Here is a 26,278-nt window from a genome sequence, read left to right as displayed (position 1 = left end):
CTGATTTTCTGATGGCGTCGTGGTAATAGTGAAACACTGTTGCAAAAAATTCAGGTCTAACTCCATGCCCGAACCTGCCGCTGAACCGGCGCTGAGCGGATTGCGCCTCAATCTGCGTATTGTTTCCGTCGTCATTTTCAACTTTGCCAGTTATCTGACCATTGGTCTGCCGCTGGCGGTCTTGCCGGGCTATGTCCATGACGTAATGGGGTTTAGCGCATTCTGGGCGGGGCTGGTGATTAGCCTGCAGTATTTCGCCACGCTGTTAAGCCGGCCGCATGCCGGGCGCTACGCGGACATGTTCGGACCAAAAAGCATCGTCGTGGTGGGGTTGTGCGGCTGTTTCCTCAGTGGCCTGAGCTACCTGCTGGCGGCCACAACCAGCGCCTGGCCGCTGGTCAGTCTGACGCTCCTCTGCCTGGGCCGCGTCATCCTCGGTATTGGGCAAAGTCTGGCGGGAACCGGCTCCACGCTATGGGGCGTGGGCGTTGTCGGCGCATCACACATTGGCCGGGTGATCTCCTGGAACGGAATTGTTACCTACGGCGCGATGGCGCTCGGTGCACCGCTCGGCGTGGCCTGTTATGCCTTTGGCGGGCTCTATGGACTCGCCATCACCATTATGGTGGTCGCGCTTCTGGCGATTCTGTTTGCCCTGCCGCGCCCGAAAGTAAAGGCCAGCAAGGGCAAGCCACTGCCGTTTCGGGCTGTGCTGGGCCGCGTATGGCCGTACGGTATGGCACTGGCCCTGGCGACGACCGGCTTCGGCGTCATTGCGACCTTCATTACCCTGTTCTATGACGCCAAAGGCTGGGAGGGCGCGGCCTTTGCGTTAACCCTCTTTAGCGTGGCGTTTGTTGGCGCGCGCCTGCTTTTCCCGAACGGCATCAACCGTCTGGGTGGGCTGAATGTGGCGATGATCTGCTTTGCGGTCGAGATAGTCGGGCTGCTGTTGACCGGTATCGCCAGTGCACCCTGGATGGCGAAAATGGGTGTCTTCCTTGCGGGGGCCGGTTTCTCGCTGGTCTTCCCGGCGCTGGGCGTGGTGGCGGTGAAAGCGGTGCCGCAGCAGAACCAGGGCGCGGCGCTGGCGACCTATACGGTATTTATGGATATGTCGTTAGGCATTACCGGGCCGCTGGCGGGGCTGGTGATGGCCTGGGCAGGGGTACCGGTGATTTATCTTGCCGCAGCGGGTCTGGTGATAATTGCCTTGTTACTGACGTGGCGGCTAAAAAAATGGCCCCCGGTGCAAGCACCGGAGGCCACGTCATCATCGTGAAGGTTACTGGATCACGATGGTGTTAATGATGTTTTCAGCCGCCGTCTGCGCTTTCTGCTGATCTTCCGCTGGCAGGGTGATCTGCAGGGTCAGCAGTTTGTTATCCATCTTGCCCAGCACCACAGAAGAGTAAGCGGTCTGGCCTTTGGCAGAGATGATGCTGTCCAGCTGTTGCAGCGTGTGGCCTTTCAGCTCGATGGATTTATTGGTCACCACCTGCAGCTGCGGATCGCGGCCGCGCTGCTGATCTTCCAGACGTTTAGACAGGACGGCCAGGTCTTCGCTGGTATCGTCGCCCACAATCACAATGACCGCTTTCTGACCGGTTGCGTCGGAGTAAACGTGCATGTTGTTCGCCTGGGTACCCAGCTTGCCGCTCTGGTCAGTCATATCGGCTGGCAGAGAGAAACTGAGTTTGCCATCCATCAGATTCACCGGCTGGCCGGTCGCGTTGCTCTCTGCGGATGCGCCCTGAGCAGGCGTTTTCGTGTCGCTGTTATCACAGGCTGCAAGACCCACAACCAGCAGGCCAATCCCGACATATTTAACCAGATTGCGCATTGACTTCTTCCTTTCGATAAACGGCCATAACGGCTCATTCGTCCATCTTATCACAACTGATAAAGCGAACCCTTAACCAGCCTGCAATGCCGTGATTTCAGATTTATCTGCCAGCCTTTTCAGCAGCATATTCAGCAGCACGCCGTACATTGGCAGGAAGAAGACAATGCTGATGAGGACCTTGAAGCAGTAGTCCACCAGCGCAATTTCCATCCAGTGCTCGGCCATAAAGGCATCCGGGCTGCGCCAGAAAGCGATGAAGAAGAAGGCCAGCGTATCGCTCACGTTACCGAATAGCGTCGAGGCGGTAGGCGCCATCCACCAGCGATGGTTCTGGCGCAGACGGTTAAACACGTGCACGTCAAGGATCTGCCCCAGCGCGTAGGCCATAAAGCTTGCCGCGGCGATACGGGCGACAAACAGGTTGAAGTGCGTCAGCGCCTCAACGCCCTGCCAGCTTCCCATATAAAACAGGGACGACACCACGTATGAGATGAACAGCGCCGGAAGCATGACCGCAAAAATAATGCGGCGGGCCAGCGGTGCGCCAAAAATACGCACGGTCAAATCCGTGGCGAGGAAAATAAACGGAAAACTGAACGCGCCCCAGGTGGTATGAAAACCAAAGATGGAGATGGGGAGCTGCACCAGATAGTTACTGGACGTGATCACCAGTAAATGAAAAAGCGAAAGCCAGAACAACGCTTTAACGCGCTGTGATTCAGAGAACTGCGTCATATTGTGACCTTTTTATACGTTGGGGTGAGGGAACCCAATAAAAACCGCAGCATGATACTGCTTTGGCTGGACATTGCAATGGTTGATTTTTGCGCAATCGTTAACCTGGTTTGCATTGTCCGCCACCGGGCGTAAACTACAGCCGTTTTTACCAGACCGAGAAGACCATGACCGACCTGTTTTCCAGCCCAGACCATACCCTTGATGCTCAGGGCCTTCGCTGCCCGGAGCCGGTAATGATGGTACGCAAGACCGTGCGTAACATGCAGCCCGGTGAAACGCTGCTGATTATTGCCGACGACCCGGCCACGACCCGCGATATTCCCGGGTTTTGTACCTTTATGGAGCATGAGCTTGTGGCGCAGCAGACAGAAGCGCTGCCGTACCGGTATTTGATTCGTAAGGGGTAGGTGGTCCGCCGCTGCGGTCTGATGCCCTCACCCCGGCCCTCTCCCACGGGGAGAGGGGGCAAACACTAAAAATGGCCACTGCGTGGCCATTTTGCTTTTACCTAGCCTTTCATCCACGCGCGGATCCCGTCCAGGAACATCTGCGTCGCCATCATCACCAGAATCAGCCCCATCAGGCGCTCCAGCGCGTTAACCCCTTTCTCCCCCAGCAGGCGCAGGAACAGCGACGATTGCAGCAGGATGATAAATGTCCCGCCCCAGGCGATAAGCAGGGCAATCACCAGGTGGCTCATTTGATTCGGATACTGATGTGACAGCAGCATCAGGGTGGCCAGAATGGTCGGCCCGGCGACGAGGGGAATCGCCAGCGGTACGATAAACGGCTCTTCGCCCGCGGGCAGGCCGCTGCTGCTCCCTTCGGCGCTCGGGAAAATCATCTTAATGGCAATCAGGAACAGAATAATCCCGCCGGAAATGGAGACCGTTTCTGCGCGCAGGTTCAGGAAGGCGAGGATCTTTTCTCCCGCAAACAGGAAGATAAACATCACCAGCAGGGCGATGAGCAGCTCGCGGATCATGATCGCCCGGCGGCGCTTCGGCTCAGTGTGCTTCAGCACCGACATGAAGATAGGCAGGTTGCCCAGTGGATCCATTATCAGGATCAATAAAACCGCTGCGGAAATGATTTCACTCATGTAAATTATCCCTGAACATCTCTATGGTTATTATGATAATTAGCTGTATTTCTGATTGCCGGGCAATCATCGATTAATTTCGCTTGCGACTTTGGCAGCATTTTGTAATGTGAAGCATATCCCAGTTCAATACTGGCTTGCACAATCAGCACACACCCTCAGCAGGAAAAAAATGCTATGAAAAACGTTGGTTTCATCGGCTGGCGCGGTATGGTCGGCTCTGTACTCATGCAACGCATGGTTGAAGAGCGCGATTTCGACGCTATCCGCCCGGTCTTCTTCTCCACTTCCCAGCTCGGCCAGGCTGCACCGTCCTTTGGTGGTACCACAGGCACGTTGCAGGATGCTTACGATCTGGAAGCGTTGAAGGCACTTGATATTATTGTGACCTGCCAGGGCGGCGATTATACCAACGAAATCTATCCAAAGCTGCGTGAAAGCGGCTGGCAGGGCTACTGGATTGACGCGGCCTCTTCGCTGCGCATGAAAGACGATGCCATCATTATTCTCGACCCGGTTAACCAGGGCGTGATCACCGATGGCCTGAACAACGGTGTGAAAACCTTTGTCGGTGGTAACTGCACCGTCAGCCTGATGCTGATGTCCCTTGGCGGCCTGTTTGCGCAGGATCTGGTTGAATGGGTTTCCGTGGCGACCTACCAGGCCGCGTCCGGCGGCGGCGCGCGTCATATGCGCGAGCTGCTGACCCAGATGGGCCAGCTGCACCACAGCGTCGCAACCGAGCTGGCAAACCCGGCATCCGCGATCCTCGATATCGAGCGTAAAGTCACCGATCTGACCCGCAGCGGCGCGCTGCCGGTGGATAACTTTGGCGTACCGCTGGCCGGTGGCCTGATCCCGTGGATCGACAAACAGCTGGATAACGGCCAGACCCGCGAAGAGTGGAAAGGTCAGGCTGAGACCAACAAAATCCTCAATACCGCGAACACCATTCCGGTTGACGGTCTGTGCGTGCGTATCGGCGCACTGCGCTGCCACAGCCAGGCCTTCACCATTAAACTGAAAAAAGATGTGTCTATTCCGACCGTGGAAGAGCTGCTGGCCGCGCACAACCCGTGGGCGAAAGTGGTACCAAACGATCGCGATATCACCATGCGTGAGCTGACCCCGGCTGCCGTCACCGGCACGCTGACCACGCCGGTTGGCCGTCTGCGTAAGCTGAACATGGGGCCGGAGTACCTCTCCGCGTTCACCGTCGGTGACCAGCTCCTGTGGGGCGCCGCCGAACCGCTGCGCCGCATGCTACGCCAGCTGGCGTAATAATTTGTTAATGACCGGGGGTGATTTTCACCCCCTTTTTTTGCGTACTACATGGAGTAACACGCGTATGTCTTATTTTTTATCAGGAGTCATGTAGAGCGTTGGCTATGCTTTAAGGAAGAGTCATTTCTTACCTGAGGTTAGGACGGGACTGAGTGGATACCCGTCAGGTCACATTAAAGTCGTCCCAGGCGCTAAAAAAGGACGACATAAAAAACAGGATGAATACCATGTCCGATCGTGTGGATAGAGACGTGATTAATGCGCTTATTGCGGGTCATTTTGCCGACCCCTTTTCCGTGCTGGGGATGCACCGTACAGAGGCCGGGCTGGAAGTTCGGGCGTTGTTACCGGATGCGACCGAAGTGTGGGTCATTGAGCCCAAAACCGGCCGCAAGGTGGCCAATCTTGAATGCCTCGACTCGCGTGGCTTCTTCTCGGGCATCATGCCCCGTCGTAAAAACCCCTTTCGTTATCAACTCGCCGTTATCTGGCACGGCCAGCAAAACCTGATTGATGATCCTTACAGCTTCGGTCCGCTCTTAAAAGAGATGGACGCCTGGCTGCTGTCTGAAGGTACGCATCTGCGCCCTTATGAAACGCTGGGTGCTCATGCGGATACCATGGACGGCATCACCGGCACGCGTTTTGCGGTGTGGGCGCCTAACGCCCAGCGCGTCTCCGTTGTCGGGCAGTTCAACTACTGGGACGGTCGTCGCCATCCGATGCGTCTGCGCCGGGAGACGGGCATCTGGGAGCTGTTTATCCCGGGGGCGCATAACGGCCAGCTCTACAAATTCGAAATGATCGATGCTCACGGCAAGCTGCGCATTAAAGCCGACCCGTATGCTTTCGAGGCGCAGATGCGTCCGGACACGGCGTCGCTGATTTGCGGCCTGCCGGAGAAGGTGGTCCAGACGGAAGAGCGTAAACAGGCCAACCGCTTTGATGCGCCGATCTCCGTCTATGAAGTGCATCTCGGCTCCTGGCGCCGCCACACCGATAACAACTTCTGGCTGAGCTACCGGGAACTCGCCGACCAGCTGGTGCCGTACGCTAAATGGATGGGCTTTACCCACCTCGAACTGCTGCCGGTTAACGAGCATCCGTTCGACGGCAGCTGGGGCTACCAGCCAACCGGGCTGTATGCCCCAACACGCCGCTTCGGCACGCGCGATGACTTCCGCTATTTCATTAATGCCGCGCACGCCGCCGGGATGAACGTGATCCTCGACTGGGTGCCTGGTCATTTCCCTTCTGATGACTTTGCGCTGGCAGAGTTTGACGGCACAAAACTGTACGAGCACAGCGACCCGCGCGAAGGCTATCACCAGGACTGGAACACGCTGATCTACAACTATGGTCGTCGTGAAGTCGCGAACTATCTGGTCGGCAATGCCCTGTACTGGATTGAGCGCTTCGGCATTGATGCCCTGCGCGTGGATGCGGTGGCGTCAATGATCTACCGCGACTACAGCCGCAAAGAGGGCGAGTGGATCCCGAACGAGTATGGCGGCCGCGAAAACCTGGAAGCGATTGAATTCCTGCGCAGCACTAACCGTATTATCGGTGAGCAGGTCGAGGGTGCGGTTACCATGGCGGAGGAGTCGACGGACTTTGCAGGCGTCTCCCGACCCCCGTCATCAGGCGGTCTGGGGTTCTGGTATAAGTGGAACCTGGGCTGGATGCACGACACGCTCGACTACATGAAGCTCGACCCGGTGTACCGTCAGTACCATCACGACAAGCTCACCTTCGGCTTGCTCTATAACTACACCGAAAACTTCATGCTGCCGCTGTCGCACGATGAAGTGGTGCACGGCAAAAAATCCATTCTCGACCGTATGCCGGGCGATGCGTGGCAGAAGTTTGCCAACCTGCGCGCCTACTACGGCTGGATGTTTGCCTTCCCGGGTAAAAAACTGCTGTTTATGGGCAATGAATTTGCCCAGGGGCGCGAGTGGAACCACGACTCCAGTCTCGACTGGCATTTGCTGGAAGGCGGCGACAACTGGCACCACGGCGTGCAGCGTCTGGTGCGTGACCTGAACCTGACCTATCGCCATCACAAAGCCCTCCACGAGCTGGATTTCGACCCCTACGGCTTCGAGTGGCTGGTAGTGGACGACCATGAGCGTTCGGTATTTGTCTTTGTGCGTCGTGATAAAGCCGGCAACGAAATCATCGTCGCCAGTAACTTCACGCCGGTACCGCGCGAACACTACCGCTTTGGCATTAACCAGCCGGGGAAATGGCGCGAAATTCTGAATACCGATTCCATGCACTACCACGGCAGCAACGCCGGTAACGGCGGGCTGGTGCAGAGCGACGCCATCGAAAGCCACGGGCGGCCAAACTCCCTGAGCCTGACGCTGCCGCCGCTTGGCACTATCTGGCTGATGCGGGAGGGTGAATGACGCAGCTTACGGCAGGTCATCCCGAACCGCTCGGCGCGCGTTTTGACGGTAAGGGCGTGAACTTCACGCTCTTTTCCGCTCACGCGGAGCGGGTGGAACTTTGTGTGTTTGACGGGGAAGGTAACGAGCACCGTTACGATTTACCGTCTCGCACAGGGGATATCTGGCACGGGTACCTGTCCGGTGGGCGTCCGGGGATGCATTACGGTTTTCGCGTACACGGTCCGTGGCAACCGGCTCAGGGGCACTGGTTTAACCCGGCGAAGCTGTTGATTGACCCGTGCGCGCACCGCGTCGATGGCGAGTTTAAAGACGACCCGCTGTTTCACGTCGGCTACGGTGAGCCCGACCACCGCGACAGCGCGCCGGTCGTGCCCAAAAGCGTGGTGGTGAACGACCTCTACGACTGGGAAGACGATGCTCCGCCGCGCACGCCGTGGGGCAACACCGTGATTTATGAAGCGCATGTCAAAGGGCTGACCTGGCTGCACCCGTCGATCCCCAACGCGATGCGCGGCACCTATCAGGCACTCGGCCATCCGACGATGATTGCCTATCTGAAACACCTCGGTATCACCGCGCTGGAACTGCTCCCCGTCGCCCATTTCGCCAATGAACCCCGTCTGCAGCGGCTGGGGCTGAGCAACTACTGGGGCTACAACCCGCTGGCGATGTTTGCCCTTGAACCCCGCTACGCCGCCCATCCGGAGACGGCGCGGGACGAGTTTCGTGATGCGGTGAAGGCGCTGCACGCGGCGGGCATTGAGGTCATTCTGGACGTGGTGCTGAACCATAGCGCTGAAAGCGATCTCGACGGCCCGACGCTCTCCATGCGCGGAATTGATAACCGTAGCTATTATTGGATCAGAGAGGATGGCGATTACGAGAACTGGACCGGCTGCGGTAACACCCTCAACCTCAGCCATCCGGCGGTCACGCATTTTGCTTATGAATGCCTGAAATACTGGGTTGAGACGTTCCACGTCGACGGTTTTCGTTTCGACCTGGCGCCCGTTATGGGACGCACGCCGGCATTCAGCCAGCAGGCTCCGCTGTTTGAGGCCATCAAAAATTGCCCGGTGCTCTCGCAGGTGAAACTGATCGCCGAGCCGTGGGACATCGGTGAGGGTGGCTATCAGGTGGGGAATTTCCCGCCGCTGTTTGCCGAGTGGAACGACCATTATCGCGATGCCATGCGCCGCTTCTGGCTGGCGCGCGATCTGTCACTGGGGGAGTTCGCCGGGCGCTTTGCCGCCTCCAGCGATCTCTTCAGGCGCGACGGCAAACGGCCGTCGGCCACCATTAATCTGGTGACGGCGCACGACGGTTTTACGCTGCGCGACTGCGTTTGTTTCAATCAGAAACACAATGAAGCGAACGGCGAAGAGAATCGCGATGGGACTAACAATAACCATAGCTTTAATCATGGTATAGAAGGATTAGGCGGGAGCCTGGACGTGATTGAGCGGCGTCGCGCCAGCGTTCATGCGCTGCTGACGACGCTTTTGTTATCGCAGGGCACGCCGATGCTGCTGGCGGGCGATGAGCACGGCCACAGTCAGCACGGCAACAATAACGCCTATTGCCAGGACAATACCCTGACCTGGCTCGACTGGGGTGAGGCGAACAGTGGACTGACCCATTTCACCGCAGCGCTGATCCACCTTCGCCAGCAGATCCCCGCGCTCAACGCCGATCGCTGGTGGGAAGAGGGCGACGGCAACGTTCGCTGGCTGAATAAAGACGCGCAACCGTTGAGTGCGCAAGAGTGGCAACACGGCATCACCTGTCTGCAAATCCTGCTGTCGGATAAGTGGCTGGTGACGCTGAACGCGACGGATGACGTCGCAGAGATTGTTTTACCTGACGGGGAATGGCGCGCTGTTCCCCCCTTTGCCGGAGCGGATAATCCGGTAGTAATGGCTGTCTGGCACGGGCCTGCGCACGGAGTGTGCGTATTCCAAAGATGATAAAAAAGGAGTTAGTCATGGTTAGATTAGAGAAGAACGATCCCTTAATGTTGGCACGCCAGCTACCATTAAAAACGGTTGCCCTGATACTTGCGGGCGGGCGTGGTACCCGTCTGAAAGATTTGACCATCAAGCGCGCCAAGCCGGCCGTTCACTTTGGTGGTAAGTTCCGCATCATCGACTTTGCGCTCTCCAACTGCCTGAACTCAGGCATTCGCCGTATTGGCGTCATTACGCAATATCAGTCGCACACGCTGGTTCAGCATATTCAGCGCGGCTGGTCATTCTTCAGTGAAGAGATGAACGAGTTTGTCGATCTCCTTCCTGCTCAGCAACGTGTTCACGGCGAGAACTGGTATCGCGGGACGGCGGATGCGGTGACGCAGAACCTCGACATCATTCGTCGCTATAACGCGGAATACATTGTGATCCTCGCCGGGGATCACATCTACAAGCAAGATTACTCCCACATGCTCATCGACCACGTCGAAAAAGGGGCGCGCTGCACCGTGGCGTGTCTGCCGGTGCCCGTTGCCGAGGCGACGGCGTTTGGCGTGATGCACGTGGACGCCGACGATAAAATCATCGACTTCGTCGAAAAACCGGCGAACCCGCCAACCATGCCGGGCGATGACACCAAATCCCTCGCCAGCATGGGGATCTATGTCTTTGATGCAGATTATCTTTATGAGCTGCTGGAAGACGACGACAAAGACGAAAACTCCAGCCACGACTTCGGTAAAGACATCATCCCGAAAATCACCAAAGCTGGCATGGCGTATGCACATCCTTTCCCGCTGTCCTGCGTGCAGTCAGACCCGAATGCCGAGCCTTACTGGCGCGATGTGGGCACGCTGGAAGCGTACTGGAAAGCGAACCTCGATCTGGCCTCAGTCACGCCTGAGCTGGATATGTACGACCAGAACTGGCCGATTCGTACCCACATGGAATCCTTGCCGCCGGCCAAATTCGTGCAGGACCGCTCCGGCAGCCACGGTATGACGCTGAACTCGCTGGTCTCTGGCGGGTGCATTATCTCCGGTTCGGTGGTGGTGCAGTCCGTGCTGTTCCCGCGCGTGCGGATAAATTCATTCTGTAATATCGATTCGGCGGTCTTATTGCCGGATGTCTGGGTAGGGCGTTCGTGTCGTCTGCGTCGTTGCGTGATCGACCGCGCCTGCGTCATCCCTGAGGGGATGGTCATCGGTGAAAACGCGGAAGAAGACGCGCGTCGTTTCTACCGTTCGGAAGAGGGGATCGTGTTAGTCACACGGGAAATGTTGCGGAAGCTGCAGATCAAACAGGAGCGATGATGCAGGTTTTACACGTATGTTCTGAGATGTTCCCGTTGTTAAAAACGGGCGGTCTGGCGGATGTTCTTGGTGCATTACCGGCGGCACAAATCGCCGGAGGCGTGGATACCCGAGTCCTGCTGCCTGCCTTCCCGGATATCCGGCGCGGCATTCCTGATGCAAAGGTTGTGACCCGCCGTGAGACGTTTGCCGGACGCATCACCCTGCTGTTTGGACATTACAATGGCGTAGGGATTTACCTGATCGACGCGCCACACTTATACGACCGACCGGGCAGCCCGTATCATGATACGAACCTGTTCGCCTATACCGACAACGTGCTGCGCTTTGCGCTGCTCGGCTGGGTCGGGGCAGAAATGGCGACGGGGCTGGATCCGTTCTGGCGTCCGGATGTGGTGCACGCGCACGACTGGCATGCCGGGCTGGCTCCGGCGTATCTCGCCGCGCGCGGTCAACCGGCAAAATCGGTCTTTACGGTGCATAACCTCGCCTATCAGGGGATGTACTACGCGCATCATATGAATGACATCGATCTGCCATGGTCGTTCTTTAACATGCACGGGCTGGAGTTTAAGGGGCAGATTTCGTTCCTGAAGGCGGGGCTGTACTACGCCGATCACATCACGGCGGTCAGCCCAACCTATGCGCGAGAAATCACCCAGCCGGAGTTTGGCTACGGCATGGAAGGGCTACTGCAACAGCGCCATCGGGAAGGCCGCCTGTCGGGCATTCTGAACGGCGTGGATGAACAGATCTGGAGTCCGGAAACCGATCTCTTGCTGGCGGCACGCTATGGTCGCGATTCCGTGGAAGACAAAGCGGAAAACAAACGCCAGCTGCAGATTGCAATGGGGCTGAAGGTCAACGACAAAGTGCCGCTCTTCGCGGTGGTGAGCCGCCTGACCAGCCAGAAAGGGCTGGACCTGGTGCTGGAGGCGCTGCCCGGCTTGCTCGAGCAGGGCGGACAGCTGGCGCTGCTCGGCGCAGGCGACCCGGTGCTGCAGGAAGGTTTCCTCGCGGCGGCAGCGGAACACCCGGGGCAGGTGGGCGTGCAGATTGGTTACCACGAGGCATTTTCGCACCGCATTATGGGCGGCGCAGACGTCATTCTGGTGCCAAGCCGCTTCGAGCCCTGCGGCCTGACGCAGCTCTATGGCCTGAAATACGGCACCCTGCCGCTGGTACGCCGCACGGGCGGGCTGGCGGATACGGTGTCCGATAGCTCACTGGAAAACCTGGCGGACGGTATCGCCAGCGGGTTTGTTTTTGAAGACAGTAATGCCTGGTCGCTGCTTCGGGCGATTCGGCGTGCTTTCGTCTTGTGGTCCCGTCCGTCGCTGTGGCGTTACGTACAACGTCAGGCGATGTCCATGGACTTTAGCTGGCACGTTGCGGCGCAGTCGTACCGCGATCTTTATCAACGCTTGATGTAACGAGGCGAAGTTACTGATATGAATGCTCCATTTAGCTACTCTTCACCCACGCTCAGCGTTGAGGCGTTAAAGCACTCCATCGCCTATAAGCTGATGTTCACCATCGGGAAAGATCCGGTCATCGCCAACAAACACGAGTGGCTGAACGCCACTCTGTTTGCGGTGCGCGACCGTTTAGTTGAACGCTGGCTGCGATCAAACCGCGCCCAGCTCTCGCAGGAAACGCGTCAGGTTTACTACCTGTCGATGGAATTTTTGATTGGCCGCACGCTCTCCAACGCGCTGCTGTCGCTCGGCATTTACGACGACGTTAAAACCGCCCTCGAAGAGATGGGGCTGGATTTAGAAGAGCTGATTGACGAAGAGAACGACCCGGGCCTTGGCAATGGCGGCCTGGGGCGTCTTGCCGCCTGCTTCCTCGACTCGCTGGCGACCCTGGCGCTGCCGGGACGCGGGTACGGCATTCGCTACGACTACGGCATGTTCAAGCAGAACATCGTCGACGGGCGTCAGAAAGAGTCGCCGGACTACTGGCTGGAGTATGGCAACCCGTGGGAGTTCAAGCGTCACAATACCCGCTACAAGGTGCGCTTTGGCGGGCGTATTCAGCAGGAAGGCAAAAAATCCCGCTGGGTGGAGACCGAAGAGATCCTGGCCGTGGCCTACGACCAGATTATCCCCGGCTATGACACCGATGCCACCAACACGCTGCGCCTGTGGAGCGCCCAGGCCAGTAGCGAGATTAATCTCGGTAAATTCAATCAGGGTGACTATTTCGCCGCGGTGGAAGATAAAAACCACTCTGAAAACGTGTCCCGCGTCCTCTATCCGGATGACTCAACCTACTCCGGCCGTGAGCTGCGCCTGCGCCAGGAGTATTTCCTCGTCTCGGCGACGATTCAGGATATCCTCAGCCGCCATCACCAGCTGCACAAAACCTACGCCAATCTGGCGGAGAAAACCGCGATTCACCTCAACGACACGCACCCGGTGCTCTCTATTCCAGAGCTGATGCGCTTGCTTATCGACGAGCATAAGTTCAGCTGGGATGAGGCATTCGAGGTGACCTGCCAGGTGTTCTCGTACACCAACCACACGCTGATGAGCGAAGCGCTGGAAACCTGGCCGGTGGATATGCTCGGCAAAATCCTGCCGCGCCATCTGCAGATTATCTTCGAGATTAACGACTACTTCCTCAAGACGCTGCAGGAGCAGTACCCGAACGATACCGGCCTGCTGAGCCGGGCGTCGATCATTGATGAATCCAACGGTCGTCGCGTACGCATGGCCTGGCTGGCGGTAGTGATCAGCCACAAGGTAAACGGCGTGTCTGAGCTCCACTCAAACCTGATGGTGCAGTCGCTGTTTGCGGATTTCGCGAAGATCTTCCCGACGCGTTTCTGCAACGTGACCAACGGCGTCACGCCGCGTCGCTGGCTGGCGCTGGCGAACCAGCCGCTTTCTGACGTGCTGGATCAGAACATTGGCCGCACCTGGCGCACCGACCTGAGCCAGCTGAGCGAGCTGGAACAGCACATTGATTTCCCGACGGTGAACAAAGCCGTGCGCGAAGCCAAGCTGCTGAACAAAAAGCGTTTGTCGGTTTACCTTGCGCTGCATCTGAACGTGGTCGCCAACCCGAAAGCGTTGTTTGACGTGCAGATCAAACGTATTCACGAGTACAAGCGTCAGCTGATGAACGTGCTGCATGTGATTACCCACTACAACCGGATTAAGGCCGACCCGACGGCCGAGTGGGTGCCGCGCGTGAAAATCTTCGCCGGTAAAGCCGCTTCCGCCTATTACATGGCGAAGCACATTATCCATCTCATCAACGATGTGGCGAAGGTCGTCAACCTGGATCCGGATATTGGCGACAAGCTGAAGGTGGTGTTCATCCCGAACTACAGCGTAAGCCTGGCGCAGCTGATCATCCCGGCGGCGGATCTCTCTGAGCAGATTTCGACGGCAGGTACGGAAGCCTCCGGGACCAGTAACATGAAGTTTGCCCTCAACGGTGCGCTGACCATTGGCACCCTGGACGGGGCGAACGTTGAGATGCTGGAGCACGTAGGGGCTGAGAACATCTTTATCTTCGGGAACACCACGGAAGAAGTGGAGGCGCTGCGCAAGAAAGGCTACTCGCCGCGTGAGTTCTATGAAAAAGATGAAGAGTTACGTCAGGTACTGACGCAGATCGCAACCGGTGTGTTCAGCCCGGACGAGCCGGGCCGCTATCGCGATCTGGTGGATTCGCTGATTAACTTTGGCGATCACTACCAGGTGCTGGCGGATTATCGCAGCTACGTGGACTGTCAGGATAAGGTGGACGAACTGTACCGTCAGCAGGAGAAGTGGACCAGTGCTGCGATGCATAACATCGCCAATATGGGGTATTTCTCGTCCGACAGGACCATCAAGGAGTATGCCGAGACTATCTGGCATATTGATCCGGTTAGGCTGTAAAAACAAAGCCCGGTGGCGCTGCGCTTACCGGGCCTACGGGATCGAGTAGGCCGGGTAAGGCGGAGCCGCCACCCGGCTTTTTTTCAATTACGACGCTAACGACAGCTCACGCTTTCCCGCATGCTGCTGCAGCCACTGCGCCACACGCGACTGCTGTTCGGCATTCAGCCACATCCCTTCTTTGGTACGGCGCCAGATGGCGTCGTCCAGGCGGCGAACCCACTCGTGCTCGACCAGGTAACGCAGCTCGGCTTCGTACAGCTCGTGACCGAAATGCTCGCCCAGATCCGCAATGTCCTTCGCATCACCGAGGAACAGCTCGGTATTGCTGCCGTAGGTGCGGGCGTAGTGGCGCGCCATGCCTTCGGTAATGAACGGGAAGCGACGGCGCAGCTTCGCGGCATAATCGTCGCGGTTGTCGCCGATATCACCGCCGGGCAATACCGCGCCTTTGGTCCATGCCGGGCCAATGCCCTTATAGTACGGGGCCAGTTTTTCCAGCGCGTGCTCCGCCAGCTTGCGGTAGGTGGTGAGCTTGCCGCCAAACACCGACAGCAGCGGCGCCTGGCCGTCTACGTCGTGAATATCGAGCGTATAGTCGCGGGTGATGGCCTGCGGTGAGTCAGACTCGTCATCGCACAGCGGACGCACGCCGGAGTAAGTCCAGACCACGTCATCGCGGGACAGCTGTTTCTTAAAGTGTGCGTTATACACTTTAAGGAGGTAGTTCACTTCGCTCTCGTCGATCTCAACGTTTTTCGGATCGCCTTTGTACTCCACGTCGGTGGTGCCGATGATCGAGAATTCGTCCATCCATGGGATCACAAACACGATGCGCTTATCTTCGTTCTGCAGAATGTACGCTTGTTTTTGCGTGTGTACGCGCGGCACCACAATATGGCTGCCCTTGATCAGGCGGATGCCGTACGGCGAAGGCAGATGCATGCCGTCGTCGAAGAACTGCTTCACCCACGGACCGGTGGCGTTCACCAGACCGCGCGCTTTCCAGCTGAATTTCTCGCCGGTATCAATGTCTTCTGCTTCGACGATCCACAGGCCGTTTTCACGACGCGCGGCGGTAGCGCGGGTACGGGTTTTCACCTCGCCACCTTTCTTCTCCACCATCTGCGCATTCGCCAGCACCAGACGTGCATCGTCCACCCAGCAGTCGGAATATTCGAAACCGCGCACGATTTCAGGCTTCAGGACCGATTCTGAGCCAAAACGCAAACCGTTCGAACCCGGCAGGCTGGTGCGTTTACCCAGATGATCGTACATAAACAGACCAATTCGGATCATCCACGCCGGACGCAGGTGCGGGCGATGGGGCAGACGGAAACGCATCGGGATCGCCAGATGCGGCGCCATTTTTAGCAGCACTTCACGTTCGGCCAGCGCTTCACTGACCAGGCGGAATTCGTAGTGTTCCAGGTAGCGCAGGCCACCGTGGATCAGCTTGGAGCTGGCGGACGACGTCGCGCAGGCGAGATCGTTAGCTTCCAGCATCAGCACGGATAAACCGCGTCCTGCGGCATCGACCGCAATACCGGCACCGTTGATGCCACCGCCTATCACAATCAGATCTTTGGTTTCCATAACACCCTCATGCACTTTCGTTAAAGCTCAAAAATGTTCGATATCGCTCATAATAGCAAAGGAACGCGCTTTTGGTAACATCAAAAAAACAATTTAGAGTGATATGGATAACATAATGGCGTTTACCCGCCGCCAGGACGTACACTACGGGGTAAAATTGTGTCGTTGACCCCTGTAAAGAGAACACCATGGATCAGTTTGAATGTATTAACGTAGAAGAAGCCCATCAGAAGATGCACCAGGGAACGGCGGTGCTGGTGGATATCCGCGATCCCCAGAGTTTTGCGATGGGCCATACGCCGGGCGCGTTCCATCTCACCAACGACACGCTGGGCGCGTTTATGCGCGATAACGACTTCGATACGCCAGTGATGGTGATGTGTTACCACGGCAACAGCAGCAAAGGCGCGGCGCAGTATCTGCTTCAGCAGGGCTACGACGCGGTGTACAGCGTCGACGGCGGCTTCGATGCCTGGCATCGTCATTTCCCGGCAGAAGTGGAATACGCCTTTGAGCGCTAATCCCGCTATACTGTTCCCTTTTGTGTGGAAATAAGCGACCGCTGCCCATGTTGATGATCACCTCTTTTACCAATCCGCGCGTCGCCCAGGCGTTTGTCGACTATATGGCAACGCAGGGCGTTATTCTGACCATTCAGCAACATACGCAGACCGATGTCTGGCTGGCCGATGAGAGCCAGGCCGGGCGGGTAAACGAGGAGCTGGCGCGTTTTCTTGAGAATCCTGGCGACCCGCGCTATCTGGCGGCAAGCTGGCAATCCGGCCAGACGGGCAGCGGATTGCATTACAGTCGTTTCCCTTTTCTTGCCACGATTCGCGAGCGCGCAGGGCCGTTTACGCTGCTGCTGATGGCCGCCTGTATTATCGTCTTCATTATCATGAACGTGGTGGGCGACCAGAGCGTGATGATCGCCCTGGCGTGGCCGTACGACCCCTCTCTGGAGTTTGACGTCTGGCGCTACTTCACCCATGCGCTGATGCACTTCTCAGTGATGCATATTCTCTTCAACCTGCTGTGGTGGTGGTATCTCGGCGGGATTGTCGAGAAGCGACTCGGCAGCGGTAAGCTGATCGTGATCACCGTGATTAGCGCCCTGTTGAGCGGCTACGTGCAGCATAAATTCAGCGGCCCGTGGTTCGGTGGGCTGTCGGGCGTCGTCTACGCCCTGATGGGCTATGTCTGGCTTCGCGGAGAGCGCGACCCGGAAAGCGGCATCTATTTACAACGCGGATTAATAGCCTTTGCGTTAATATGGCTAATTGCCGGATGGTTTGATCTGTTTGGTATGTCTATCGCCAATGGTGCGCACGTCACCGGCCTGGCGGTCGGGCTGGCAATGGCGCTTGCCGACACGCTCCATGCGCGAAAACGAACATAATTCTCAGGGATAATTGATGAAACAAACACAACGTCATGACGCCATTATCGAACTGGTCAAAAAACAGGGATACGTCAGCACCGAAGAGCTCGTCGAGCAGTTTGCCGTCAGCCCGCAAACGATCCGTCGTGACCTGAACGATCTGGCCGATCAGAACCGTATTTTGCGCCACCACGGCGGGGCGGCGCTGCCGTCCAGCTCGGTCAACACCTCCTGGCATGACCGTAAAGCCACGCAGACGGCGGAAAAAGAACGCATAGCCCGTAAAGTGGCGAGCCAAATCCCAAACGGGGCGACGCTGTTTATTGACATCGGTACCACGCCGGAAGCGGTTGCTCACGCGCTGCTGGATCACGAGAACCTGCGCGTGGTCACTAACAACCTGAACGTCGCCAACACTCTGATGCAGAAAGACGATTTCCGGATCATCCTCGCCGGTGGAGAACTGCGCAGCCGCGACGGGGGCATTATCGGTGAAGCGACCCTCGACTTTATCTCTCAGTTCCGCCTCGACTTCGGCATTCTGGGGATCAGCGGTATCGACAGCGACGGCTCGCTGCTGGAGTTTGATTACCACGAGGTGCGCACCAAGCGCGCGATTATTGAAAATTCACGCCACGTGATGCTGGTGGTGGATCATTCGAAGTTTGGCCGTAACGCGATGGTGAACATGGGCAGCATCAGCATTGTGGATGCGGTCTACACCGACGCGATGCCGCCAGCGGGCGTGATGCAGGTGATTAAAGATAATAATTTGCAGTTAGAATTGTGCTAGGAATTGTGCTAGGAATTGTGCCAGGAATTGTGTCGGGTGGCGCTGCGCTTACCCGACCTACAAATTGTTCTCCCTCTCCCTGTGGGAGAGGGCCGGGGTGAGGGCATCAGGCCGCACAAAACCTAAACGCCATACCCCATCATCTTCAATAGCTGCTGCGCATGCTGTACCGCATCCTGACGATGCGCCACACCCAGCTTCTGATACAGATTACGAATGTGCGTTTTGATGGTGGTCGCCGCCACCGCCAGCTCACCGGCAATCTGCTCGTTGCTGTAGCCGGAATAGATCAGCCCCAGCACCTGCCATTCCCGCTGGGTGAGCGGGCTGGTGCGAATAAGCTCCGGCACTTCCGGATGGTTTAACAGACGTTCAACGAAGTTCTCATCAAAATGCGCAAATTTGTGGCGATGATGCTGGTTAATCTCGCGCAGAATACGCTGAGCACGATGCTGATCCAGCTCCGGCAGGGTATTCAGCTGAATCAGCTGGCGCAGCTGTTGCGCCATCACTTCACCTTCAATCACAAAGTGGCTGATAAACCCGGTACGGTTCGCCAGCTGCAGCGCTTCCAGCAGCACGCGCTGGGCGTCATTTTTGCGTCCCGCCTGCCAGTAAAGCTGGTTAAGCAGCAGCAGGTTGCGGTTCAGATCGCTCATCAGGCGCAGGCTACGGGCGTTTTCGTTTAACTCTTCCAGTACGATCTCGGCAGGCTCGAAGTCACCCAGCAGGATCTGCACGCGGGCGATGTTGCGCCACTGGCTTTGCAGGAAGTGGTTATTGGCAAACTCTGGTTTTGGCGTATGACGCAGCCAGTTGGCGGCGGATTTTTTATCCCCCGTCATCTGCCAGTAAATCACCCGGACCTTATCGGCGTTTGACACCCAGTCGCTGTGGTACTGGCCGTTGCCGAGCAGGTTTTCCAGACGGTTAAGGTGATTGCGGGCGTTATCGAGATCGCCGCGCGCCAGCGAGCACTGCACCAGCAGCGCCAGGCACTGCAACTGCTGCTGCGGCTGGAAGCCAGAAAGCACGTTCACACCCTGACGGGCGCAGCTTTCTGCTTCATCGAGGCGCGACCATGCCCACAGCAGCTGAGCGCGAATGCGCAACAGGAACTCGTGCATCGGCAGCTGTTCCAGATGCTGTTCACGAATCAGCTGGAACGCTTTTTCCTGATTTTCCCAGGCAGCCTGCAGGAACCCCTGAGCGAATAAAATTTCACTTTGCTGAATCAGACTCCACAGGGCGTAGTGCCACACATCATGGCGGCGCGCCATCTGCTCGGTTTGCTGCATCAGGGAAAGGGAGCGCGTCAGCTCGCCCTTGCAGTGCAGTACTTCCCCGTGTACCGAGGTCGCCACGATGCGGCTGTAGAAATTAGCCAGCGGCAGCTCATCCAGCGCGACCATCGCCAGCCGTTCCGCTTCATCCGGATCGCCGTCGTTAATTGCGACCTGCGCCCGCAGGGCGTTAAATTCGCCGTGCAGGGTAGTATCCATTTCACTTTCCATCTCCTGCTCGGCACGCGCCAGCAGGGTATTGACCTCACTGTAGCGGTGCTGGCTTTGCATCAGCCAAGCCTGCAGCAGAACCAGACGCGGGTTCTCAAGCAGGCTCTCCCACGGCAGGGCTTTCAGCGACTCTTCCAGCAGCGTCAGTTCGCTGTGGTTAAACAGCCCCCACGCGTGGTTGAGCAGAATATCGCGCAGCATACTGGCGTCACCGGCAGCCAGCGCGTGGTGAATGGCCTCGCTCGGGAAGCCTTGCGCCATCCAGCTTTCAGCGGCGGCCCGATGGATTTCCGGCAGTTCTGTGGCAAGCTCCCACTGACAGCGCTGGCGCAGGAAGCTACCAAACAAGGGATGGTAGCTGAACCACTCGCCGGGATCGTCCATGCGTGTCAGGAACAGGCCCTGACGTTCAATCTCTTCCAACTGTAACTGGCCGTTTTCACAGCCGGTAACGCGCACGATCAGCGCGTCGTTCATCGAACGCAGCAGGGAGCTTTTCAGCAGGAAATGACGGGTTGAAGGATCAACGCTGTCCAGCACCTCGTCCACCAGATAATCAGAGAGATGGCTGGCGTTGATACCGGCCAGACGCCGTGCCGACTGGTGTGTCGGGCTGTTGTTTTGCCGCGCAGAGAGGGCAATCAGCTGCAACGCCGTGGCCCAGCCCGCGACGTCATCGCACAGGCGGCTGCTTTCAGCGGCCTCAATCGGCGAGGTCAGGCGACAGTCGAAGAACTGTTTCGCTTCCTGATGGGTAAAGGCCAACTGCTGGCTGCCAATCTCCAGCAGCTGATCGCGCACGCGCAGGTTGGCAATGCCCAGCTGCGGCAGGTTGCGCGACAGCACCACCAGGGTCAGGTTTTCCGGTTGATGGCGCAGGAAGAAACGCATCGACTTGTGGATAACCGGATTTGAAATCAGATGATAATCATCAATCACCACATAAAGCGGACGATGCCATTCAGCCAGTTCAATGAACAGCTGAGAGAAAAGGGAGGACAGGCTGGCGTACTGGCGCTTTTGCACCATCACCTCACTGGCGACGCAGTGTCCATTCGTGGCCTGTTGAATGGCAGCAATCAGATAGCTGGCAAAACGCTCTTGCTGGTTATCGCCCTCATCAAGGGAGTACCAGCCAAGATCGCTCTTACCTGCGGCCCATTGCGAAATTAGCGTTGTTTTTCCATAACCTGCAGGGCTCGTAACCAGCGCCAGTCGGAAATTATGCGCGCCGGAAAGTTTAGCCAGCAGACGCTCGCGGACCACTGTATGGTCGAGACGAACCGGGCGACTTAATTTAGACGGAATCAACATAGGTTTCACTTCACTGTGGGGAACGAGAGATTTTATTTTTTTTGCGCTTCGTAATTAATAGCTATAAGGTCGGACAGATAGAGAACTATTGCAAGTTATGTCTGGATTTGGTGGCTCTGAATTTGCACTCTGTCACAAAACATTCAGGCAGATGATGGAACTTTCCTGAAAGGGCTGTGACGCCGCGCCAGTGCTGGCTTGTATGGTTCTCTTGCGGTTATGCTGAAACTGGTTTCAGAAAGGGATAGTGACGCCAAATTTAATAAAGTCCGGGTAAAGTTCAGTGAGCTTAATAATCTCCTTAGATATGACCCAATTGCAGAAATATTATTCTACGTAAGTAATCATTTCAGCGCGGATTAATTTCGTCCGAAACTGCATTTCATTTCTTTGACATTCTTCCCGGTGACGTTTTCCTCTTCCGGGCACACTCAGGCTATGCTCTGAGAGTGGCCTCGATCACACTTTTATGCTCATCCCCGCTACTCCTCCCTGTCTAATCCCCCACAGGATGAGGAAGAGGTGAAATGAGCCAGGCACACTAGCGCCAACTTGTGTTTTCTTTCTAAAGGATGCCGATCCCCTATGTCACAGCCTACCTTCAACAAAGCTCAATTCCAGGCTGCCCTGACGCGTCAGTGGCAGCGTTTTGGCCTTCATGCTGCAAACGAGATGACGCCTCACCAGTGGTGGCAGGCGGTGAGCGGGGCGCTCGCAGAGCAGCTGGATGCTCAACCCGTGGCGAAGCCCGTCAAAGGCCAGCGTCACGTCAACTATATCTCGATGGAATTCCTGATTGGCCGCCTGACGGGCAACAATCTGCTGAACCTTGGCTGGTATCAGGAGGTGGGTGATGTGCTGAAAGCGCACGACATCAACCTGACTGACCTGCTGGAAGAAGAGATTGACCCGGCTCTCGGTAACGGTGGTCTGGGTCGCCTGGCGGCCTGCTTCCTTGACTCCATGGCAACGGTTGGCCAGTCCGCCATTGGCTATGGCCTGAACTATCAGTATGGCCTGTTCCGTCAGTCGTTCGCTGATGGTCACCAGATGGAAGCGCCAGATGACTGGCACCGCAATACCTACCCGTGGTTCCGCCACAATGCGCAGCTGGACGTGCAGGTCGGCATCGGTGGGAAAGTCACAAAGCAAGGCCTCTGGGAACCGGCTTTCACCATCACCGGTGAAGCCTGGGATCTGCCGGTGCTTGGCTACCGTAACGGCGTGGCGCAGCCGCTGCGCCTGTGGCAGGCGAAGCACGCTCATCCGTTCAACCTGACCAAATTCAACGACGGCGATTTCCTGCGTGCCGAGCAGCAGGGTATCGACGCCGAGAAGCTGACCAAAGTCCTCTACCCGAACGACAACCATCTGGCGGGTAAAAAACTGCGTCTGATGCAGCAGTATTTCCAGTGCGCCTGCTCCGTGGCGGACATTCTGCGCCGTCATCACCTGGCGGGCCGCAAGCTGGCACAGCTGCCGGACTTCGAAGTGATTCAGCTCAACGACACGCACCCGACCATCGCCATTCCTGAACTGCTGCGCGTGCTGATCGACGAGCATCAGCTGAGCTGGGATGACGCCTGGGCGATTACCAGCCGCACCTTCGCCTACACCAACCACACCCTGATGCCGGAAGCGCTGGAGTGCTGGGATGAGAAGCTGGTGAAAGCGCTGCTGCCGCGCCATATGCAGATCATCAACAAGATTAACGATCGGTTTAAAACCCTGGTGGATAAAACCTGGCCAGGCAATAAAGCGGTCTGGGCGAAGCTGGCAGTGGTCCACGATAAGCAGGTTCGCATGGCGAACATGTGCGTGGTGAGCGGCTTTGCGGTGAACGGCGTAGCGGCCCTTCACTCGGATCTGGTCGTCAAAGATCTGTTCCCGGAATATCACCAGCTGTGGCCGACCAAATTCCACAACGTGACCAACGGCATCACGCCGCGTCGCTGGATCAAGCAGTGCAACCCGCTGCTGGCCGATCTGCTGGATAAGACCCTGAAGAAAGAGTGGGCCAACGATCTGGACCAGCTCATCAACCTGGAAAAATACGCGGATGACGCGAAGTTCCGCGAGCAGTACCGTGCCATCAAGCTGGAGAACAAAGTTCGTCTGGGGGCGTTTGTGAAAGCGCGCACCGGGATTGAGATCAACCCGAATGCCATTTTCGATATCCAGATCAAGCGCCTGCATGAGTACAAACGTCAGCACCTTAACCTGCTGCACATCCTGGCGCTGTATAAAGAGATCCGCGAGAACCCGCAGGCCGACCGCGTGCCGCGCGTGTTCCTGTTCGGTGCGAAAGCGGCACCGGGCTACTACCTGGCGAAAAATATCATCCTCGCCATTAATAAAGTGGCGGCGGCGATCAACAACGATCCGAATGTGGGCGACAAGCTGAAGGTGGTGTTCCTGCCGGATTACTGCGTCTCGGCGGCTGAAATGCTGATCCCGGCGGCGGATATTTCCGAGCAGATCTCGACCGCAGGGAAAGAGGCCTCCGGCACCGGTAACATGAAGCTGGCGCTGAACGGTGCGCTGACCGTTGGCACGCTGGACGGTGCGAACGTCGAAATCGCTGAGCAGGTCGGTGAAGAGAATATCTTCATCTTCGGTCATACCGTGGAAGAGGTGAAAGCCATCAAGGCCAAAGGCTACGACCCGGTGAAATGGCGTAAGAAAGACAAAGTGCTGGATGCGGTGCTGAAAGAGCTGGAGAGCGGTAAATACAGCGACGGTGACAAGCACGCGTTTGACCAGATGCTGCACAGCATGGACAAGCATGGCGGTGACCCGTATCTGGTGATGGCCGATTTCACCGCCTATGTGGACGCGCAAAAGCAGGTCGACGTGCTGTATCGCGACCAGGACGCGTGGACCCGGGCATGCATTCTGAACACGGCGCGCTGCGGTATGTTCAGCTCTGACCGCTCAATCCGTGATTATCAGGCTCGTATCTGGCAGGCAAAACGCTAAGGAAGCGCGATGGAGAGTAAACGTCTGGACAGTGCCGCGCAGGCGGCGGGAATTAGCCTCAGTTACATCAATGCGCACGGCAAACCGCAGTCTATTGGTGCGGACACCAAAAGACGTTTGCTGAATGCCATGCACAAAGCCGACGCGAAAGCGTCGGCACTACCGGTGCCAAACGTAAAGGTCTTTACTGCGGGCAAAAAAATGTCGCTAACGGTGGAGGGGCGCGGCGAGTTTAGCTGGCTGCTCACCACCGAAGAGGGGCATCAGCATAAAGGCCACGCCACCGGCGGCAAAGCGTTTAACCTTCCGGCGAAACTGCCGGAGGGCTATCACAGCCTGACGCTCACCCAGGACGAGCAGCGTTTTCACTGCCGGGTGATCGTCGCGCCAAAACGCTGCTATGAGCCGCAGGCGCTGCTCGAAGGTAAAAAGCTGTGGGGCGCCTGCGTGCAGCTCTACACGCTGCGTTCCGACAGCAACTGGGGCATCGGCGATTTTGGCGATCTGAAGAATATGCTGGCCTCCGTGGGTGAGCGCGGCGGCGCGTTCATCGGCCTCAACCCGATCCACGCGCTCTATCCGGCGAACCCGGAAAGCGCCAGCCCGTACAGCCCGTCCTCCCGTCGCTGGCTGAACGTCATTTATATCGACGTTAACGCGTTGGATGATTTTAAAAACAGTAAAGACGCGCAGGCGTGGTGGAAGCTTGAGACCACGAAGCAGATGCTGAAACAGGCCCGCGAAGCGGACTGGGTCGATTACGCTACTGTGACCGCGCTAAAAATGGCGGCGCTGCGTCTGGCCTGGAAAGGCTTTGCTAAGCGCAATGACGATCAGATGGCGGCCTTCCGCCAGTTTGTGGCGCAGGAAGGCGAAAGCCTCTACTGGCAGGCGGCATTCGATGCGCTGCACGCGCATCAGGTGAAAGAGGACGAAATGCGCTGGGGCTGGCCGGTCTGGCCGGAAGCGTACCAGTCCGTGGATACCCCGGAAGTCAAAGCCTTCTGTAAAACGCATGCCGACGAGGTGGACTTCTATCTGTGGCTGCAGTGGCTGGCCTACAGCCAGTTTGCCGCCTGCTGGCAGGTAAGCCAGGGCTATAACATGCCGATCGGCCTGTATCGCGACCTGGCCGTCGGTGTGGCAGAAGGCGGCGCGGAAACCTGGTGTGACCGTGAGCTTTACTGCCTGAAAGCGTCCGTCGGTGCGCCGCCGGATATCCTTGGGCCGCTCGGTCAGAACTGGGGCTTGCCGCCGATGGATCCGCACGTGATGGCGGCGCGCGCCTACGAGCCGTTTATCGACCTGCTGCGTGCGAACATGCAAAACTGTGGCGCGCTGCGTATTGACCACGTCATGTCCGTACTGCGCCTGTGGTGGATCCCTTACGGTGAAACGGCCGATCACGGCGCGTACGTCCAGTATCCGGTAGACGATCTGCTGTCGATCCTGGCCCTGGAGAGTAAGCGTCACCAGTGTATGGTGATCGGGGAAGATCTCGGTACCGTGCCGGTGGAAATTGTCAGCAAGCTCCGCGACAGCGGCGTGTACTCCTATAAAGTGCTCTATTTTGAAAACGACCATGAGAAAACCTTCCGCGCGCCGAAAGCGTATCCAGAACAGTCAATGGCAGTCGCGACGACGCATGATCTTCCTACGCTCAGAGGTTACTGGGAAAGCGGCGATCTGACGCTCGGGAAAACGCTGGGTCTCTATCCTGATGAAGAGGTTCTGCGCGGGCTGTATCAGGATCGCGAGCTGGCGAAGCAGGGGCTGCTGGATGCGCTGCATAAGCATGGCTGCCTGCCGAAGCGCGCCGGTCACAAGGCGTCGCTGATGGCGATGACGCCAACGCTCAACCGCGGTTTGCAGCGCTATATTGCCGACAGCAACAGCGCTCTGCTTGGCCTTCAGCCGGAAGACTGGATTGATATGGCGGAGCCGGTGAACATTCCGGGCACCAGCTATCAGTACAAGAACTGGCGTCGCAAATTGTCCACAACGCTTGAGAAGATGTTTGCCGATGACGGGGTGAACAGGCTGATTAAGGATTTGGATAAGCGGCGAAAAGCGGCTGCTAAGAAGTGATAAAAAACCCGCCAGTGGCGGGTTTTTTATTGCCCGGTGGCGCTACG

Annotated in this window: 18 protein-coding genes; 13 read left to right on the top strand and 5 right to left on the bottom strand. The window is 57.3% G+C overall.

Annotation, left to right across the window (positions count from 1 at the left end):
* The first annotated feature begins 64 nt into the window (after positions 1 to 64).
* Entirely contained in the window at positions 65 to 1,282 is a 1,218-nt protein-coding gene (locus ACOTXR_RS18995) for an MFS transporter (RefSeq protein ID WP_045135451.1), read from the top strand.
* 3 nt (positions 1,283 to 1,285) lie between these two features.
* Here the strand turns inward: ACOTXR_RS18995 and ACOTXR_RS18990 are convergent, their stop codons facing one another.
* Together ACOTXR_RS18990 and ACOTXR_RS18985 are read right to left on the bottom strand one after the other, a co-directional pair.
* Entirely contained in the window at positions 1,286 to 1,843 is a 558-nt protein-coding gene (locus ACOTXR_RS18990; protein ID WP_058690283.1) for a DcrB family lipoprotein, read from the bottom strand.
* A gap of 72 nt (positions 1,844 to 1,915) precedes the next feature.
* On the bottom strand, positions 1,916 to 2,581 hold the full coding sequence (locus ACOTXR_RS18985; RefSeq protein WP_014885561.1) for a 7-cyano-7-deazaguanine/7-aminomethyl-7-deazaguanine transporter: 666 nt from the start codon (positions 2,579 to 2,581) through the stop codon (positions 1,916 to 1,918).
* Positions 2,582 to 2,748: 167 nt separating this feature from the next.
* On the opposite strand from ACOTXR_RS18985, the gene tusA reads away from it, so the two are divergent.
* Positions 2,749 to 2,991: a sulfurtransferase TusA gene (tusA, locus tag ACOTXR_RS18980; protein WP_014885560.1), complete on the top strand. Its 243-nt coding sequence runs from the start codon at positions 2,749 to 2,751 to the stop codon at positions 2,989 to 2,991.
* 101 nt (positions 2,992 to 3,092) lie between these two features.
* On the opposite strand, the gene yhgN is transcribed toward tusA, so the two are convergent.
* Positions 3,093 to 3,686: an NAAT family transporter YhgN gene (yhgN, locus tag ACOTXR_RS18975; RefSeq protein WP_003861574.1), complete on the bottom strand. Its 594-nt coding sequence runs from the start codon at positions 3,684 to 3,686 to the stop codon at positions 3,093 to 3,095.
* Positions 3,687 to 3,863: 177 nt separating this feature from the next.
* On the opposite strand from yhgN, the gene asd reads away from it, so the two are divergent.
* The 6 genes from asd (at position 3,864) to glgP (ending at position 14,566) form a co-directional block, all read left to right on the top strand.
* Positions 3,864 to 4,967: an aspartate-semialdehyde dehydrogenase gene (gene asd, locus ACOTXR_RS18970; protein ID WP_023331502.1), complete on the top strand. Its 1,104-nt coding sequence runs from the start codon at positions 3,864 to 3,866 to the stop codon at positions 4,965 to 4,967.
* 230 nt (positions 4,968 to 5,197) lie between these two features.
* Positions 5,198 to 7,384 (top strand): 1,4-alpha-glucan branching enzyme, encoded by a 2,187-nt coding sequence (gene glgB, locus ACOTXR_RS18965; protein ID WP_058690282.1) that lies wholly within the window; start codon positions 5,198 to 5,200, stop codon positions 7,382 to 7,384.
* The gene (gene glgX / locus ACOTXR_RS18960; protein ID WP_058690281.1) at positions 7,381 to 9,354 is read left to right on the top strand and encodes a glycogen debranching protein GlgX; all 1,974 of its coding nucleotides are present in this window, start codon (positions 7,381 to 7,383) and stop codon (positions 9,352 to 9,354) included. The genes glgB and glgX overlap by 4 nt, the downstream gene beginning before the upstream one ends.
* 17 nt (positions 9,355 to 9,371) lie before the next feature.
* Complete coding sequence (gene glgC / locus ACOTXR_RS18955) at positions 9,372 to 10,667, top strand: glucose-1-phosphate adenylyltransferase (RefSeq protein ID WP_023337914.1); 1,296 nt, start codon at positions 9,372 to 9,374, stop codon at positions 10,665 to 10,667.
* A complete protein-coding gene (gene glgA / locus ACOTXR_RS18950) occupies positions 10,667 to 12,100 on the top strand; it encodes a glycogen synthase GlgA (protein WP_058690280.1) in 1,434 nt (477 codons plus the stop codon). Before glgC ends, glgA begins: the two co-directional genes overlap by 1 nt.
* Positions 12,101 to 12,118: 18 nt before the next feature.
* Positions 12,119 to 14,566, top strand: coding sequence for a glycogen phosphorylase (gene glgP, locus ACOTXR_RS18945; RefSeq protein ID WP_045135454.1), 2,448 nt, complete (start codon positions 12,119 to 12,121; stop codon positions 14,564 to 14,566).
* A gap of 87 nt (positions 14,567 to 14,653) precedes the next feature.
* Here glgP and glpD read toward each other — a convergent pair whose 3' ends face one another.
* A complete protein-coding gene (gene glpD, locus ACOTXR_RS18940) occupies positions 14,654 to 16,162 on the bottom strand; it encodes a glycerol-3-phosphate dehydrogenase (protein WP_014885553.1) in 1,509 nt (502 codons plus the stop codon).
* Between the two features lie 188 nt (positions 16,163 to 16,350).
* Between glpD and glpE the strand changes: the two genes are divergently transcribed.
* From glpE to ACOTXR_RS18925, 3 genes are read left to right on the top strand one after another with little or no spacing between them, the layout of a single operon-like run.
* Complete coding sequence (gene glpE / locus ACOTXR_RS18935; RefSeq protein WP_014885552.1) at positions 16,351 to 16,683, top strand: thiosulfate sulfurtransferase GlpE; 333 nt, start codon at positions 16,351 to 16,353, stop codon at positions 16,681 to 16,683.
* 47 nt (positions 16,684 to 16,730) lie between these two features.
* Positions 16,731 to 17,561 carry a rhomboid family intramembrane serine protease GlpG gene (gene glpG, locus ACOTXR_RS18930; RefSeq protein WP_014885551.1) on the top strand — a complete coding sequence of 277 codons (831 nt, stop codon included), beginning with the start codon at positions 16,731 to 16,733 and terminating at the stop codon, positions 17,559 to 17,561.
* 16 nt (positions 17,562 to 17,577) lie between these two features.
* Positions 17,578 to 18,336: a DeoR/GlpR family transcriptional regulator gene (locus ACOTXR_RS18925; RefSeq protein ID WP_014885550.1), complete on the top strand. Its 759-nt coding sequence runs from the start codon at positions 17,578 to 17,580 to the stop codon at positions 18,334 to 18,336.
* Positions 18,337 to 18,458: 122 nt separating this feature from the next.
* Here the strand turns inward: ACOTXR_RS18925 and malT are convergent, their stop codons facing one another.
* Complete coding sequence (gene malT, locus ACOTXR_RS18920; RefSeq protein ID WP_058690278.1) at positions 18,459 to 21,164, bottom strand: HTH-type transcriptional regulator MalT; 2,706 nt, start codon at positions 21,162 to 21,164, stop codon at positions 18,459 to 18,461.
* Between the two features lie 585 nt (positions 21,165 to 21,749).
* Between malT and malP the strand changes: the two genes are divergently transcribed.
* A complete protein-coding gene (malP, locus tag ACOTXR_RS18915; protein WP_058690277.1) occupies positions 21,750 to 24,143 on the top strand; it encodes a maltodextrin phosphorylase in 2,394 nt (797 codons plus the stop codon).
* Positions 24,144 to 24,152: 9 nt separating this feature from the next.
* Entirely contained in the window at positions 24,153 to 26,231 is a 2,079-nt protein-coding gene (malQ, locus tag ACOTXR_RS18910) for a 4-alpha-glucanotransferase (RefSeq protein WP_050862876.1), read from the top strand.
* Positions 26,232 to 26,278 lie beyond the last annotated feature (47 nt).

This window comes from Enterobacter cloacae complex sp. IR53030, from assembly GCF_049238365.1.
Classification (GTDB): Bacteria; Pseudomonadota; Gammaproteobacteria; order Enterobacterales; family Enterobacteriaceae; genus Enterobacter; species Enterobacter kobei.
The sequence above is the reverse complement of the archived record's forward strand: the minus strand, read 5'-3'. Positions and strand labels throughout refer to the sequence as shown.